This is a genomic window from Haloglomus halophilum (assembly GCF_024298885.1).
GTDB classification, from domain to species: domain Archaea; phylum Halobacteriota; class Halobacteria; order Halobacteriales; family Haloarculaceae; genus Haloglomus; species Haloglomus halophilum.
On the sequence record NZ_CP101166.1, the window covers coordinates 1,102,873 to 1,118,579 of the forward strand.

Consider the following 15,707-nt stretch of genomic DNA (forward strand, 5'->3'; position numbering starts at 1 on the left):
GCCCACCGGCGGAGTCGAACCGCCGTGACGCACCAGCGTGGGTGAAGACTGCGAGGGGGCGACGACGCGTCGTGCCTGTATCAGGGTCCGCTGTAGCTCCCGTCGTTGTTCTCGCACTGCTCGGTGTAGAAGCCGAGATCGAACGAGACGGAGTCACCCTGGACCTCGTTGCCGACATCCGCCGGCAGCCACCAGCCGAACCCGATGTAGTGGGTCACGCCGGCCGGGAAGCACTCGCGGTCCGCATCGTCACCGGATCCACTGAACTCATCGAATCCGGTGGCCCGATTACCGTCGAGGGGCACTGGAGACGACTCGAGGGCCGTGATATCGTCTTTCAGGTTTTCGGGGGACCCCTCGATCTCGGGATTCCCGCGGCGGAACACCTCGCCACAGAGTATGCCGGCAGTCATATCGCCGGACGTGAGGTCCCAGGATTCTAACGTCCCATCATCGTCCTCGTCGAATTCGGTCGGGAAACTAGCGCCGAGATTTCCATTCGTCCTGTCGACTACCCTGATTTCGTCATCTTGCTTGTTGGAAACGACGATGTTTCCGTTTCCGCCGCTACGAATCGCCATTCCGGTGACGTTCGTATCCTTGTCACCGACACTACCGACGGCGACGGCAGTTGTATCGCTGGCCGGGTCGACCACCTCGTAGAGGCCATTCGCCGTGGGGTCGCCGGACCAGAGGTACATCGTTCCGTCAGACGCGAACGCGAGATCGGCCCCGCTGAGGTTGATGCCTGTATCGCCTTCCTCGGTGAAGGATGGAGTGTTCGGGTCGACGGTGTAGAGTTTGTTGTCGTCCTGGCTTGCCGCCCAAAGCGTCCCTGACGGGGAGTAGCCGGCCAGCACGACACCACCCGGTACCGTGCCACTGGTGGCTCCATTGTCGGTGAACGACTCATTCCCGACATCGTAGACGCCGATGTGCTCAGATTCCTTGTCGAATAGGACGACTTCGTTCCCGTTGGGTGTGGCTGCGATGGCGTCCGTCTCGTCGAAATTCCCGTTGTTAATTGTGCTGTCCTTTGCGGGGAGCAGTTCGGTCAGTTCCGCAGTGCCACCTGATAGGTCAACCTCGAACAGGACCGTCTGATTGTTGTTGTAGTCGCTGTCGGTATCGGTCAGATAGAGTTTCTCTTCACAGTCCGTCCGTGGCGGGATATTGTCGCCCCTGGCGTCGTACCACCACACCGTCCGGATGTTCTCGGCGAGATTGGCCTCGTTAGCCCCTTCCGATTCCGGATTCGCGCCCCCATCTTCGTTGAAGTTCGCCGCCTGGAGCCACACGTAGCCGGGGTTATCACAGAGGTGGAAACTGAACGTGAACTCGCCGAAGTCGCCGGGCTTGACGTCCTCCAGTTTGATCAGCGGCTCGGCGTTGCCGGCATCGTCGGTCGTGTCGTCGTTGTTCGTCCGGACCGGGTTCCCCGACCCCCCAGAGTGGAGACTTTCGAGCCCTGATGGCAAATCCGCACCGTCATTACAAGGTTCGTAGGTGAACGAACCCGTTTCGACCTCCTGCTCTCCGTCGTTGTCGGGGTCAGGGAACGCCTCGATGGCTGTATTCGACATGTAGGCACCGAGGTCGTCCTCATGGACCCAGACAACAGGGTCGTCGGGATCCGGCAGACCGACGTAGTCGCTCGTGTCCTCTGGTTCTGACCGGGTGATATCGAGCCCATCGGTCGGATCGCTGAACCCGTACAACTGCGGGTAGGAGTAGTGCTCCTCCCAATCGACTTTCAGGTCAAGCTCCCCTGCAGCCAGGGTATTCTGTTCGAACAACTCAGTGTCGCCGAACAGGGCACTCGTTCCCATTCCGGCACCGGCACCGGCGGCACCGACGGCCCCTAGCGCCCCGAGTATCTTCCGCCGTGTGATGTCTATCTGTCGGTCGCTCATGTGTCGCCCCCTCCGGGCAGGACCCACCGGCGGAGTCGAACCGCCATCGTGCACCCGCGTGGGTCGTTCATCGTCATGGGTTCAGGTTCCGCTGAACGGGGTTGGATTGTTGCGCACCTGCTCGGCGTCGAACCGAAGCGTGAAGGTGAGCACGTCGCCCTGAACGTCGTTACCGACGCCCGTCGGCAGTTCCAGCAGTTGCCAGAAACTCGCCGGATCCTTTCCGCCACCTGGCCCCACCTCAAGCGGATCCCCCGTGGTGCGATCCCGAAGGAGGACACCTGTCTTGTACACGTCGTGTGCCTCGTTCATCGTCGTGTAGTGGGCACCGCTCGCCGTCACGCCGTTCGTGTCCGGGATCTCGTAGTCGGTGAGCCCGGTATCGTTGAGGTCGGTGGTCGGGTCGAGGTAGTCGAGGTCTGCGCGGCTCGGACCGGAGGGCTGGTAGTCGCCCCACACCGTCGAGAGAAGCGCGTCACCAAGGTCGCCCGGGCTCGACGTGTCGGTCTCTGACTCCGGTGTGGCCCCCTCTTGGTTGGCGTAATCCCCGTCAACCGAGGTGACCTGGACGTATCCCGGGTTGAAGAACACCTCGGCCTCCCATTCCAGGATGAGCCAGTCGCCCGGTTTCAGGTCCGAAACGGTGATCGTCACCGAGTTCCCGTCAGCGGTGTCCTTCGGTGAGATGGCCGTATTGTCCCGCACGATGGCGGTACTGTGCAGGATGTTGTCGACGGTCACCTGCATGTTCAACCGGCCCGCCTGGATGGAGTTGTTGTCGAACGATTCGGTGTCGCTGAACAGGGCACTCGTCCCCAGTCCGGCGCCCAAGCCTGCGGCTCCCACCGTGGCGAGCCCCGCGAGCGCCTTCCGCCGTGTTAACTTGATTCGGTCGTCCATCTGTGGTACCCCCGTTCGGGGAGGACCCACCGGCGGAGTCGAACCGCCGAGATGTCCGACATGGGTCGAGTATTCAGGTGCCGGTTCTACGTCGAGTTCACGCTACCGTCGACGACATCACTCGGCCCGTCCGGCTCGGGGTTGTTCCGGACCTGCTCCCCGTACCAGGTGACGTTCCAGGAGATGCTATCGTCCTGAATCTCGTTGCCGACGCCGATCGGCACCTCGAAGTACTGCCAGTGGGTGACGTTGTCGCCGTTCCCGAGTTCCGTCGGGCTGCCATTCCCGTGTCCCTGACCGTTAGTCGACGGCTCTCCGCTGTCGGGATCTTGATAGAGGAATCCGTCGTTCTCTAGACTACCGAGGAATGAGTCCAACGTCGGGCCACCGCCAGTCCCGGCTTCGGGATTGTTGGGCGCCACGGCACCAGACTGGTCCCACGTGTAGTTGTTGGCATCACTACCGTCGGCGGCGCCGTCGTAACCGAGGACGGTGTTGATGTTCGCCCCGAGCTCACCGTTGTCTTGGCCCTCGGATTCCTCCGGCTCGGTAGTGTCGCCCGGATCGTTACTCACGTTCGCCGCCCTCGCGGCGACGTACATCGGATTGTCCTCGACGATGACGTTGAAGCCGACGACGAACGAGTCGCCGGGCTTGATGTCCGTCGCTACGATGCCAACACCGGCATCACCGTCGACCTCCCCATCAGCATCCTCAATAATCACATCCCCATCACTACTCTCCAGACCCTGCGACAGAGCAGCGACTTTCGCCTGGACGATCAGGTTCGTCGTCCCCGCCTGGATCGAGTTGTTGTTGAACGATTCGGTGTCACTGAACAGGGCACTCGTGCCCAGTCCAGCGCCCGCCCCCGCGGCTCCCACCGTGGCGAGCCCCGCGAGCGCCTTCCGCCGCGTCAGTTGATAGCGTTCGTCTGTCATGGTCTCGGGTCCAGGGCCCGTCGGGGCGCCCGGACTTGCCCAAGCCACTACCCCCCATCCACTAAGCTAATGGCGCACCCTCGAAGAGAAACGGGTGGTTCGGCGGCTCTAACCCCAAATTCGAGATCCCATTCGGGTCGTTATCCGACTCGAATCGGTCGTTGAGCGCGCTGAAAGCATCGGTTAATCGTCCCGTCACGCGGGGGAGAGCCCCCCTCCGCCGCGAACCGCGGATGCAGCCGAGCGTCTGAAAGAATATTCAGAAACGTCCTCATGATTTATACTGTGTCCAACGCACCCGATACTCACGGACTGCCACGGCGGCATCCAGCGTCACCAGTGTCAGCGTCAGAACGAGGGAGGGGGGACGATGAAGGTACTACCGACATACAACAACGGCATCGACAGGGGTGAGGTGCACGAGATACTCCGGAACGACCGGCGTCGCGCGACGGTCGAGGTACTCCGGGCGAAACTGGGGTCGGTCTCGCTGCGGAACCTCTCGGAGGCGATCGCCGAGCGCGAGGCCGGCGAGTCGCCGCCACCACGCAAGGTCCGGCAGAGCGTCTACAACTCGTTGCACCAGACGCATCTCCCGAAACTCGACGAGCGGGGTGTCATCGAGTACGACCGGGACCGGAAGACGGTCCAGCTCGAGGAGGGGGCGCGTCACGTGTACGTCCACATGGAGGTCGTCAACGAGTACGGCATCACGTGGGCGGACTACTACCGCTCGCTGGGCGTGCTCGCGCTGATGACCGTTGTCGCCGCCGGCCTGGGGACGCCGTTCCTGTCGTCGATCGAGCCGATGTTCATCGCGAGCGTCTTCCTCGCACTTTTCGCGCTCTCGACGGCCCGCCAGCTGTGGGTCAACCGCTGGCTCTACCTCCGGGCACTCCTCCCGGACGAGTAGGGCCCGTCGGGGTGCTGGTCGGTCGCTCACCCGTCGCCGAGCAGCGCCCCCATCACCTTCGTCTCCGCGTTCCGGAGGTGGTGGCCAACGGTCCCCGCCGCGCAGTCGACGGCGGCCGCCACGTCCTCGTAGGTCGCCTCGCGCGGGTTCCGGTAGTACCCGAGCTCGACGGCGGCCTGGAGCGTCTCGTGTTCCCGTGGCGTCAGCCGCGCGAGCAGTCGGTCGGGCCCCGGCCGGTACTCCCCCGTCCGTTCGACCTGTACCCGGACCCCCTCCGGCACCGCGTCGATAGCGCCCTGCAGTTCGGCGTCGTCGCCCACCAGCGTCAGCACGACCTCGCGGTCGTCGACGAGCCGGATGGGCCAGTCGACGACGACCGTCCACTCGTCCAGGACCCCGAGGATGGCAGCCGTCATCGCGCTCGGGGTCGTGTTGGCGTACATCAGCTGCCGGCCGCTCAGCTCGGTCACCTGCCAGCTCACCGCCCCGTCGAGGCGGTCGGCCGCGAGCCGCTCGGCCACCGCCCGGTCGCCCGTGTACTCGTACAGCAGCACCGAGGAGCCGTCGGCCAGGAGTCGCAGGGCGTGAACGGCCCGGATGGAGATATCGTCGGCCTCGGTGGCGGCACGATGGAACGGGCCGAACCACCCCCGCTCGGGCTGGATACGGACCCGGATGGCCCTCATACGCCGCCGCTCATCGGCCACCCGCAAGAAACCCGCGGCGCCGGCGGACATAACTCGGGCCACCGAGCCGGGTGCTGACGGCGGGTGATGTGGGGCTCACATCTGAGACCGAAACTACTCCCCCGGGTGCATCCCGTGAAATGGTGACATGACGCAGGACCGAACCAGCGTCTCGCGGCGCCGCGTACTGAAATCGACCGGAGCCGCCACGGCCGGGCTCGCACTCGCCGGGCGTGGCGCTGCCGAGGAAGGCCACGGCACCTCGAACTGTCCGGGCTACTACAGCAACGCCGAGAAGGGCGGGGGGCACCACGGTGGGAGCCAGGACCAGCTCCAGCAGCAGCTCTGTCCGAACCATCCGGACGCGACGACCGGCCCCGGACACACCAGTAGCCACTCCAACGGCGGGTCGAGCGCCTGCCCGGCGAGCCACGGGCTCGACCCCGAGACCTGTACGGCGGAGGAGTGGCCGGACTGTACGGACTGGCCGGAGCCGACGAAGGAGATAATCCGGGAGTCCCGCGACTCGCTGACGACCAACTTCGACGACGTGGGGACGCTGCTGGCGAAGGGGTTCATCCCCTACTTCGACGTCGTCCTGCCGGGCGTGAACGGCGGGGTCTCGCACTGGCTCAACCCCGAGTTCATCGACGACGGCACCGTCGACGCCGATCCCGCGAAGCCCGAATCGGTCATCATGGACAACCAGTACTGGCGGCCGCTGGGGCCGATGTACATCGCGACGAAGCACGGCGACCGCGTCTGGGCCGACGAGGACGAGGAGATCCAGGCCGTGCGCCAGCTCTGGGGCTACGAGAACGAGTGTGGCACCTGCATCCCCTGGCACTCCCACTCGGGTATGCCCGGGCGGTTCGCGTGGTGGTACTACCGGCAGGTCCACGAGGGCGACTACGCGAGCGGCGAGACCGAGGACCTCACGCTGCCCTGTTACACGCCGCCGATGATGCACGCCTGGATCTACCCGACGCCGCACGGGCCCCACAGCGCCACCTCGGGTGCGCCGCCGCGGCGACACCGCCCGAGCGAGCCGGGGATCCCGGGCTACCCGACGCCCGCGGTCCCGGGCCAGGACCAGCTCTCCTACGAGGCGCTGCCCGACGCGGTGGCCGAGGCGGCGATGCCGAAGCGGCTGGAGCGCGAGCTCCGGATCATCGCGGGGCTCCCGGACGAGACCCTGCGGACGGCCACCATCGCGGACCTCGAGGGCATCATGACCACACGGCTCGGCCCCGTCGGTGACTCGCTGGACGGGCTGGGCGCTGTCGGCCCGGTGACCGACGGGCTCGGTGACATCGCCGGGCTGTGAAGCGGTCACGAGCATCGGACGGACCCCCGCGACTTATCCGTCCCTGTCCCGTGCATCGGGTGTATGGGCTTTGGCAGCTACGATGAATCCGAGCAGGAGAATCAGCAGCAATCCACCGACGACGAGGACGTCGAGGCCGTCAACGTCCACGAGCACGACCACGATGGCGAGGTCAGCTTCGAGAACGACGCCGGAACCGACGAGCTCCTGGACCGACTCCAGGAGATGAAAGAGGACTGAACCGGCAACGGCACTCAAGAAGCAGCGTATTGTTCGGCGGAGCCGGCTTGCTTTTCGACGGGGAAGACGCCCAGCAACGGGGATGACCGACGACGAGCGCGAGCACCGGACGGACGGGGCTTCGGGGAACGGGAGGGACACGGGGGACGCGAGAGATGTGGGAGACGAGGAGGACCACCGTCCCCGGTATCGTGGGCTCACCCAGCGGGTCGCCGCGGCCGCACCCGGCACGGCGCTCGAACGCCTCCGTGACTGGCTCCCGACCCCCGCCCGGGCCGACGCGTTCCCCGTCAGCGTCCAGCGCCGGGGCGCGTTCTCCCCGGACCGGCTGCTCGCGTCGCTGTTCGTCCTCCTCGGGACCGGCGGCATCCTCCTGGCGCTGGGCTACGCCCGCATCCTCACGTTTCCGGCACCGCTCCGGGGGTGGGCGCTCTGGGCGGTCTACGTCGGCCTCTGGGCGTTCGTCGGCATCTACGCCATCGCGACGTGCATCTGGTCGGTCGAGGCGCTCGTCGCCCGGCGCTACGACCCGCCGCCGCTCGTCTACGGCCCCGAGGACGTGCAGGTCCGCATCCTCACCATCGCCGCCGAGGACGTGGTGCAGACGACGGTCGATGCACTCCCCGAGCGGCTCGACGACCGCCACGTCATCGCCGAGGACCCCATCGAGGTCGACGGCGCGACGGTCCACGTCGTCCCCGACGGGTTCGCGTGCGAGGCGACCGACAAGGGCCGGGCGCTGGAGTGGGCCCGGCGCAACGTGGCCTGTGACCGCGAGTGGGTCCTGTTCCTCGACGAGGACACCATCGTCACCGACTTCCCGGGACTGCCCGACGCCGACATCGCGCAGTTCCAGGAGTGGCCGATGTACACCGGCTCGCTGGTGACCTACTGGGCCGAGGTGCTCCGGATGGGCTACCAGACGGAGCTGCGGGCGTTCGCCCGCCTCTCGGTCCCGCTGTACGCGTGGGGCGGCGGCATCGCGGTCCGGCAGTCGGTCGAGGACGACGTGACGTGGAACTACGAGACGCTCATCGAGGACACGGTCTTCGCGTGGCTCGCGACCGAGCAGGGGTACGACTACGAGGTGCTGGACACGAAGTTCCGGAACCAGGCACCGCCGTCGCTCGGGGAGATGGTCGCCCAGCGCCGGCGCTGGATATCCGGCTCGCTGGCGCGAGAGGACCTCCTCCCGCTCCCGTACCGCGTGCTGTACGTCCTCCGGAACGTGGCGTGGGCGTTCTCGCCGCTGTCGCCGTTCCTGGTCGCGTTCGCCGGGCTCCTGCCCGAGACGGTGCCCGGCGTCGGCCCCCTCCGGGCACTCGGGGTCGCGATGCTCCTGTTCACCTTCGTCTGGGTGTGGCGTGGCTGGCGCTACTACGAGGGCCCGTCGCTCCGGACGCTACCCGTCTTCCTCCTCAACCCCGTCGTCGTGGCGCTGCACTCGCTCGGCGCGGCGTACGGGCTGGTGAGCCCGGCCGAGGAGTTCCAGGCCACCGAGAAGGAGTGAGCGCCCGGGCGACACGAGCCCGACTCCGCCGGCTCACTTGGTGGCCCGGTCACGACCACGAAGCGCCGCCAGTCGACGCCGGAGCCGGTCCCGCGCCAGCCACGCCTCCACGGCGCCCCAGCCCAGTACCAGCAGGCCGGCCGTCGCGAACAGGAGGAAGGCACTCGGGGGCATCCAGACCGGGCGGAGCCACGGCAACACGCCCTGGACGGTCTCGCCGGCATCGACGACGAGCCCGTGGCCGGGGAGCCTCGCGAGGACGGACTCCTCGTCCGTATCGACGGGCGTCGCCCCGGCGTCGTGGACGGCGAACGCCCCCGAGACGTTCAGATCGTGCATCGTCGGGCCACCGGCCTCCCGGCCGTGAACGGGCCGCTCGGCGTCGTACGGGAGCCAGGGGGCGTGGTACTCCCAGACCACCTCGCCGCGGGGAGTCACCTCGACCACGCGGTGGTTGATGGTGTCCGTGACGAGCGTGTTGCCGTTCGGGAGCCGGTCGGCGTCGCGGGGCCACTCGAACCCGCCGACCGACCAGGTCCGCTCCCAGTCGCAGTTGGGCTCCATATCTCCGTCGAGCGGGTGGTCCGGGTCGGCCCGGTCGCAGGTGTACTCGACGACGCGGTCGTTCTCGGAGTCGGCTACCAGCAGCGCGGGCGCGCCGGCCTCGGTCTGCAGGTACGAGGGGTTGTGCTGCTCGTCGAGCACCGAGTGGTTCCCGTCCGCGCCGAGCCGCATGACGATCTCGTCGGTCGAGCGGTTCACCACGATGACCTGGTCGAAGTTGCGCGGCGACAGCAGGTAGAGGTCCTCGGCGATGACGTCCACGTCGTTGACGTGGGTCCAGTCGCCCGCGGAGACGCCCTCGTCCGTGTCGGCGGGGTAGTGCTCGCGGAACAGCCACTCCCACTCCACCTCGTCGGTCGTCCGGTTGTAGACGAAGACGCGGTCGTCGCTCGTCCCGTTGTTCGTGTTCCGCATGTTCGCGACCAGCAGGTTCCCCTCGGCGGTGAGGGTCACGTCGTGGGTATCCCACAGCGGGAGGGTCTCGACCCACTCGGGCTCGCGGGTGTCGCCATCCAGCCGGATGACCCGCGTCCGCCGGTCGACGGTCCCGACCACGAGCAGGTCGCCGTCGGGCAGCGGGTCCACGTCGTAGAACCAGGAGACGTTCAGCGCCGACTGTGCGACCTGCCAGTTCGTCTCGCCACGCGGGCCGACGCCGACGAGCCGCGCGGGCTTGTTCGGGTTCACGTCCCCGCCGATGTTGTCCCCCTGGACGGCGATGACCGTCTCGCCGGCGGCCGGCGCCTCGATGGTGCCGGGGGCGACCTGCGGCCGGTCGTAGACCGCCGTGTCGGCGACACCGGTGCCGGCCAGCGATACCGCGAGCAGGAGGACCGCGAGGCGAGCGGCCGTCCAGCGGCCGTCGAGGCGGTCCGCGAGGCGTTCGCGTGGACGGCCGCGCGGGTCGTCGCTCACGACGCGACCAGCCGGCCGGGGAGCCGGCGGGAGCGGTGGAGAGCGGGTCGGCAGCGGCGACGATGGAGGGGAGCGGAGGACGCTTCAGCGGGCATCTATCGCCCGGGTAGCGCGAGCCGGTACAAAAAGTCCGCGTCGCGTATCGGGCGTGGTCCCCGGCTCAGGCCTCGATGATGTCGTCGGAGGAGGGTTCGGGCACCGCCACCCCCCCATCGAGCGCGACGACGGCCTCGCCGCCCACGCGGACCAGGCCCTCGGTCGTGGCGTCGCTCGCCTCGACGTGGACGATGCCGTCGCGGTCCATGAAGTGGCCCTGCTCGAAGCGCATCCGCTCGGGCGTCGGGTCGAGCGCGCCGAACCGGTCGAGATACGCCCCGCAGGCGCCCGACGCGGTCCCCGTCACGGGGTCCTCGGGGACGCCCGCGCCGGGCGCGAACATCCGTGCGTGGAGCGTCGATTCGGCGTCGAGCGTGTCGAAGGTGAACGCGTAGACGCCCGCGCAGTCGTGTTCCTCCGAGAGGGCCTCGATGGCCGTCATGTCGGGGTCCATCTCGCTGAGGTCCGCGAGGTACTCGACGGGGACCATGAGGAACGGGAGCCCGGTCGTCGCGCGCGCCAGCGGCAGGTCCGCCGAGAGCCCCGTGAGTGCGGACTCGCGCACGCCGAGCGCGTCGGCGACCCGTTCGTACGAGAGCGCCTCCAGTTCGCGGATCTCGGGCGGCTTCTGCGTCATCCACACCGTCGCGCCGTCCACCTCGATGTCGAGGACGCCGACGTTCGTCTCCAGCGTGTGCTCGCCGTCGTCGAGTTGCCCCTCCATCGCGAGCAACGCGTGCGAGCCGATGGTGGCGTGTCCACAGAGGTCGACCTCCTGGCTCGGCGTGAAGTAGCGGACCCGCCGGTCGGCCTCGTCGCTGGGCGTGAGGAAGGCGGTCTCGCTGGCGCCGAGTTCCGTCGCGATGGCCTGCATCTGCTCGGTGTCGAGGCCGCTCGCGTCCGGGACGACGCCGGCCGCGTTGCCCGTGAGCGGCGTGTCGGTGAACGCGTCAACGAGGAGCGCGCGTCGAGTGTCGGTCATGCTTGGTGTCGGTGTCACGGGGCACCCGGAAAACTCCGGGTGGTCGCTAGCAAGGGAATGACGTGGTGGAGATTACGTCGACACTGTGCAGCGACGACAGCGGCACCTACGACGCCCTCGCTCTCACCCACGACAACAGCACCTACGAAGCCCTCACGCGCTCAGGGTTCCGGGCCTCGCTGCGCTCCTCGGGGTCCGGGCCTGCGGCGGGTTCGCTTCGCTCACCCGCCGTTCCGGGCTTACCCTGCGGTGCTTGCGTCGTCCGGGAACCGCTGAGCGCGCTCGCCCTTCGAGTCCGCCAGGACCGTGGGCTGTGTCACGGGCGCTATGGCCCTGCCCTTCCCCAGGTCGCGCGGGCTCCACTTCGTTCCGCCACGCGCTCCCGGCCCGGGAGCGGGTGCTCGGCCGGCCGGTTCCGTGGCCAGGAAGCGCGCTCGCGCCACCCCGACGAACCCGCGAGCAACGCGAGCGTGGTGAGTCGACCCGGCGCGAGCGCGGGGAGGTGTGGGGACGCTAGCACCCCAGTGGAACCCCCACGTGCGTCGCTCGACTCGAAACACTGCCCCTGGTGGAATCGAAGGGCGAGCGCTCTCGGGGAAGCACGCCGACGCAAGCACCGCAGGGAGCGAACGAAGTGAGCGACCGAGGAGCGCAGCGAGGCGCGCGACCCGAGAGCGCGAGGGCTTCGTAGCCGTTCTCCTGCCCATCGCTAACAACGTCTCCAACAACACCCCGCACCCGCCGGAGTTAAGCGCGAACGCACCCAGGTACGAGCATCCAGCGACCAGCGGATTACACCCGATAACCCGACACAGTACAACAAATCCGCGAATTACCAGATAATCCAGATGATAGTCGTCAAAACAGACAATTTCGAGGTGTACCACGGTGTCGTCACGGAACTCCGCGAGCGCGGCGTGACGTTCACCACCCTCGATGCCACCAGCGACGAACCCCTGCCGGAGGGCACGCAGGCGCTCATCGTCGGCCCCGACGACGACGTGGCCGTCGAGGACCCGGTCGAGTTCGTCCGCGCGGACCCCGAGAACCCGCGGGCCGCCGTGGACCACGCACTCAGACTCCTCCGCGGTGGGGGTGAGCGCACCGTCGTCGGCGTCGACCCCGGCGAGCGGCCGGGCATCGCCGTCCTCTCCGGCGACACCGTGGTCGCGGCGTTCGCCGTCCCGCTCGCTGACGCGGCGGACGTGGTGACTGACGAACTGGCGGAGGCCGGCGGCGCGGACCCCGTCGTCAGGGTCGGCGACGGCGCCCGACTCCAGGGCGCGCAGATCATCGACGGCCTCCCGGACGACGTCCGCGTCGAACTCGTCGACGAGACGGGGACGACCCCCTATCTCGGACAGGGCGCCCGCGGGATGGGCGACGTGCTCGCGGCGGTCAACATCGCGCGCATCGAGGGCGAACCCGTCGACTCGCGGGACGTGGAGCCGACCCCCGGCGAGATACGGGTTGTCAAGACGCGCTCGCGGGAGGTCTCCCCCGAGAACCGCGAACTCCCGGATGACCTCGCGCGCCGGGTCGCGCTCGGTGAACTGGACGTGGACGAGGCGCTGGCCGAACACCGGGAGGGAGACGGAGCGGACGGGAACGGGGACGAGGACGAGGACGAGGACGAGGACGAGGACGAGGAGTAGTCAGGCCCCGTCGCCGTCGAGATCCTCGTGGACCGCCGCCTCCGCGCGGCGCATGACCTCCCGCGTCGGCAGGTCGACAAGACCGGCGACCGCCTCACAGTCGTCGTACTCGGCGCTCACGTCGTACACCTCGCCGGCGTCGTCGCTGGCGACCTTCACCGTCACCTCGTGGGCTTCGTCCTCGCCCTCGAACGCGAGTTCGACCGTCTCGTAGCGGCGCTCGGCCACCCACCGGTGGTCGGCGCTCGTCTCGCGCACGCCGAGCGTCCCCGTCTCCTCGGCCAGCACGCGCGCCACGGACTGCACGTCGGCCGGCCGGACGACGACCTTCACCAGATGCCCCGGCCGGGACTTCTTCATCGTCGCCGGCAGGACCGTCACGTCGCGTGCGCCGGCCTCCTTCAGCCGCGTCTGCAAGCCGCCCAGCAACTCGGGGTCGGCGTCGTCGACGTTCGTCTCAAGCACCCGCACGCCGTCGCGGACGAGGCCACCGCGTTGCTCGCCGACCGTCGCGCGGAGGACGTTCGGATGGTCACCGAACGTGTAGCCACCGGCGCCGTAGCCGGTCGCCTCGACCCGAAGCGGGGGGAACGAGTCGACACCCTCGGCGAAGTGGGCGAGGATGGCGGCCCCCGTCGGCGTCAGGAGTTCGGCGTCGACGGGCCCACCCTGCAGTTCCCATGACGCCTCGGCCGCGATGTTGACCACGGCGGGCGTCGGAACGGGGTAGGTCCCGTGGCTCATCTCGACGGTCCCGCCACCGGTCGCGAGCGGCGTCGTCACGACGCGCTCGACGCCGAGGTCGTCGAGCAGGAGGCAGGCGCCGACCACGTCCGCGATGGCGTCGTCGGCCCCGACCTCGTGGAACGCAGTCTCCTCGATGTCGGTCCCGTGGACGGCGGCCTCGGCCTTCCCGAGGATGGTGAATATCCGGCGCGCATCGCGAGCGACATCCCCCGGCAGGTCCAGCTCGTCGACGAGGTCGACGACCTCCCGGTAGGTGCGCGTGTGGCCGTGACCCTCGGCGTGGGTGTGGTCGTGTGAGTGGCCGTCGTGCTCGTGCGAGTGGTCGTTTCCCCCATCCTCGTGCGAGTGGCCGTGCTCCGCCTCGTCCGCCCCGTCACCGTCCTCCGCCTCGTCCGCCCCGCCACCGTCCTCCGCCTCGTCACCAGCGTCGGTCAACAGGACATCGACGGTCGTCGCGCGGATACCGTTCTTCGTCGTTCGGTCGACCGCGTAGCGGACATCGAGTGCGTCCTCGACGGGCGCGAGGGCGTCGCGGTCGGCGCCCGCCGCCAGCAACGCGGCCAGTATCATGTCGCCGGAGGCGCCCATGCCCCCATCGAACGCGAGCGTCTGCATACTCGGACTCGGACGGCGCGGCGCGAAAAGCGTGTGGCTCCGGAGCGGCCGCCGGGCTACCACTCGGACGGGTCGGCGAACTCACCGTGTTCGAACGACCAGTCGTAGTCCCGGAACCGCAGGCTCGGGTCGGCCGTCCTCGGGAACACGTCGTGCTCGCGGAGGAACTCCTTCGCCCCGCCCGGCCCGCCGAAGTCGCCGATGAACCAGAGCAGCAGCCGAGGCGCCCGCACCACATCGGCGTCGGGCTCGTAGACGGCCTCCTGCTCCAGATACGAGCCCGTGGCGGCCGTCAGTTCGTCGTCGATGCCCTCGCGCGAGTAGGCCGCGATGGGCGGGCAGGCCGCGGCGCCGCAATTGAGCGCGAAGTGGATGCGCGGGTCGGGCTCACGCACGCCGAACCGCTCGACGAACGCCGAGGGCCACGGGTTCCGGACGTAGCCCAGCCCCCACTTCGGCCGCGCGCCGCGCAGCAGGCCGTGTTCCACGTCGTCCAGCGACAGGGCCCGCCCCGCGACGGTCACGATGTCGGCACCGAAGAAACTCGACTTGTCGTCGAACACCTCGGGCGCAGCAGCGAGCAGGTCGCGGGCGGCGGCGTTGTAGACGTTCACCCAGAACGCGAGGCGGGCGTCGTCGCTGTCGAGCCCCGCCGCGAGCGTCTCCCGGTCGAGGTCACGGAGCCGCGAGGTGACCGCGTGCGTGGACTCGCCGGTCCGCACCCGTCGGAGGAACTCGTGGGAGAGCGCGACCGGGTCGGCCGCCGTCGCGTCGGGCGGGGTCGTCGTCACGGAGTGGGCGTTCGCCCGCCCGTAGTAAGACGTTCGGCCCGGCGGGCGACATCCTCGCACGACCGGCCGACCCCGCGACCGACGCACACGACCGGCAGGCTTGTGTCGGCGGCCCGCACACGCCCGAGCATGAGCGGTGCCTCGGCCACCGACCGCGCCCGCCGGGCCTACGACCGGTGGTTCCCGGCGGACGACCTGCCCGAGCAGCGCGACCTCCCGCGGTTCGTCGCCCCCCTCCCCGACTGGCTGGAGGACCTCGGCCTGCGGCTGGTGTGGCTGGTCGTCCTCGTCAACCTCGCCGGCACCGCCTTCGGCTTCTGGTTCTACGGCTTCCAGTTCACCATCACCGAGCCCGTGATGTGGCCGTTCGTGCCGGACTCGCCGATGGCGACGCTGTTCATCGCCCTCTCGCTGGCGTCGTGGAAGCTGGGCTACGCCGACCGGGTACCGTGGCTCCACGCGCTGGCCTTCTTCGGCTGCATCAAGCTCGGCGCGTGGACGCCGGTCGTTCTCACCGTCTTCCCGGTCGAGTACCCCGGCGGCTCGCTGGCCGCACTCGGGACACTCGGCTTCCTCTGGGAGTACGGCCTGTACGGGTTCCTCGTGGTCAGCCACCTCGCGATGGTGGTCGAGGCGTTCCTCGTCCACCGGTACGCCACCTTCTCGGCGGGCGCGGTGGCCGTCGCAGCCGCGTGGTACACGCTGAACGACGTGCTGGACTACCTCGTCCCCGTCGTCGGCGAGCCCCACCACACCGTGCTGAACGCCGAGCCGTTCCTCGGGAACGGGTTCGACCACTCGGTGCCGGCCCACGACATCGCGGCCGCCGTCGCCATCGCGCTGACCGTCACCTGTGTCTTCCTCGCGCTCTCGACGCGGGCGGCGACGTTGCGGGCGGAGCTGGCGGACTGA

14 protein-coding genes are annotated in these 15,707 nt (G+C 68.6%); 6 read left to right on the forward strand and 8 right to left on the reverse strand.

Features of this window, described 5'->3' with window-relative positions; genetic code table 11:
• Positions 1-80: 80 nt before the first annotated feature.
• The 3 genes from NL114_RS05465 to NL114_RS05475 form a co-directional block, all read right to left on the reverse strand.
• Positions 81-1,913, reverse strand: a complete 1,833-nt coding sequence (locus tag NL114_RS05465; RefSeq protein ID WP_254823786.1) for an NHL repeat-containing protein — start codon at positions 1,911-1,913, stop codon at positions 81-83.
• Positions 1,914-1,994: 81 nt separating this feature from the next.
• Positions 1,995-2,813, reverse strand: coding sequence for a SipW-dependent-type signal peptide-containing protein (locus tag NL114_RS05470; protein WP_254823787.1), 819 nt, complete (start codon positions 2,811-2,813; stop codon positions 1,995-1,997).
• Between the two features lie 86 nt (positions 2,814-2,899).
• Entirely contained in the window at positions 2,900-3,754 is an 855-nt protein-coding gene (locus NL114_RS05475) for a SipW-dependent-type signal peptide-containing protein (protein ID WP_254823788.1), read from the reverse strand.
• A 370-nt stretch (positions 3,755-4,124) separates the two neighbouring features.
• Between NL114_RS05475 and NL114_RS05480 the strand changes: the two genes are divergently transcribed.
• Positions 4,125-4,667: a DUF7344 domain-containing protein gene (locus NL114_RS05480; RefSeq protein ID WP_254823789.1), complete on the forward strand. Its 543-nt coding sequence runs from the start codon at positions 4,125-4,127 to the stop codon at positions 4,665-4,667.
• A gap of 26 nt (positions 4,668-4,693) precedes the next feature.
• On the opposite strand, the gene NL114_RS05485 is transcribed toward NL114_RS05480, so the two are convergent.
• A complete protein-coding gene (locus NL114_RS05485; protein ID WP_254823790.1) occupies positions 4,694-5,353 on the reverse strand; it encodes a helix-turn-helix domain-containing protein in 660 nt (219 codons plus the stop codon).
• A 148-nt stretch (positions 5,354-5,501) separates the two neighbouring features.
• On the opposite strand from NL114_RS05485, the gene NL114_RS05490 reads away from it, so the two are divergent.
• The 3 genes from NL114_RS05490 (at position 5,502) to NL114_RS05500 (ending at position 8,430) form a co-directional block, all read left to right on the forward strand.
• Positions 5,502-6,680, forward strand: a complete 1,179-nt coding sequence (locus tag NL114_RS05490) for a hypothetical protein (protein WP_254823791.1) — start codon at positions 5,502-5,504, stop codon at positions 6,678-6,680.
• 63 nt (positions 6,681-6,743) lie between these two features.
• Positions 6,744-6,920 (forward strand): DUF5786 family protein, encoded by a 177-nt coding sequence (locus NL114_RS05495; protein WP_254823792.1) that lies wholly within the window; start codon positions 6,744-6,746, stop codon positions 6,918-6,920.
• A gap of 82 nt (positions 6,921-7,002) precedes the next feature.
• On the forward strand, positions 7,003-8,430 hold the full coding sequence (locus NL114_RS05500) for a glycosyltransferase family 2 protein (protein ID WP_254823793.1): 1,428 nt from the start codon (positions 7,003-7,005) through the stop codon (positions 8,428-8,430).
• A gap of 33 nt (positions 8,431-8,463) precedes the next feature.
• Here NL114_RS05500 and NL114_RS05505 read toward each other — a convergent pair whose 3' ends face one another.
• On the reverse strand, positions 8,464-9,909 hold the full coding sequence (locus tag NL114_RS05505) for an aryl-sulfate sulfotransferase (protein ID WP_254823794.1): 1,446 nt from the start codon (positions 9,907-9,909) through the stop codon (positions 8,464-8,466).
• A 160-nt stretch (positions 9,910-10,069) separates the two neighbouring features.
• Entirely contained in the window at positions 10,070-10,987 is a 918-nt protein-coding gene (locus NL114_RS05510; RefSeq protein WP_254823795.1) for a PhzF family phenazine biosynthesis protein, read from the reverse strand.
• An 848-nt stretch (positions 10,988-11,835) separates the two neighbouring features.
• On the opposite strand from NL114_RS05510, the gene NL114_RS05515 reads away from it, so the two are divergent.
• On the forward strand, positions 11,836-12,642 hold the full coding sequence (locus tag NL114_RS05515; RefSeq protein ID WP_254823796.1) for a hypothetical protein: 807 nt from the start codon (positions 11,836-11,838) through the stop codon (positions 12,640-12,642).
• On the opposite strand, the gene larC is transcribed toward NL114_RS05515, so the two are convergent.
• The gene (gene larC, locus NL114_RS05520) at positions 12,643-14,004 is read right to left on the reverse strand and encodes a nickel pincer cofactor biosynthesis protein LarC (protein ID WP_254823797.1); all 1,362 of its coding nucleotides are present in this window, start codon (positions 14,002-14,004) and stop codon (positions 12,643-12,645) included.
• A gap of 56 nt (positions 14,005-14,060) precedes the next feature.
• On the reverse strand, positions 14,061-14,795 hold the full coding sequence (locus tag NL114_RS05525) for a DUF547 domain-containing protein (protein WP_254823798.1): 735 nt from the start codon (positions 14,793-14,795) through the stop codon (positions 14,061-14,063).
• A gap of 129 nt (positions 14,796-14,924) precedes the next feature.
• Between NL114_RS05525 and NL114_RS05530 the strand changes: the two genes are divergently transcribed.
• Entirely contained in the window at positions 14,925-15,707 is a 783-nt protein-coding gene (locus NL114_RS05530; RefSeq protein ID WP_254823799.1) for a DUF1405 domain-containing protein, read from the forward strand.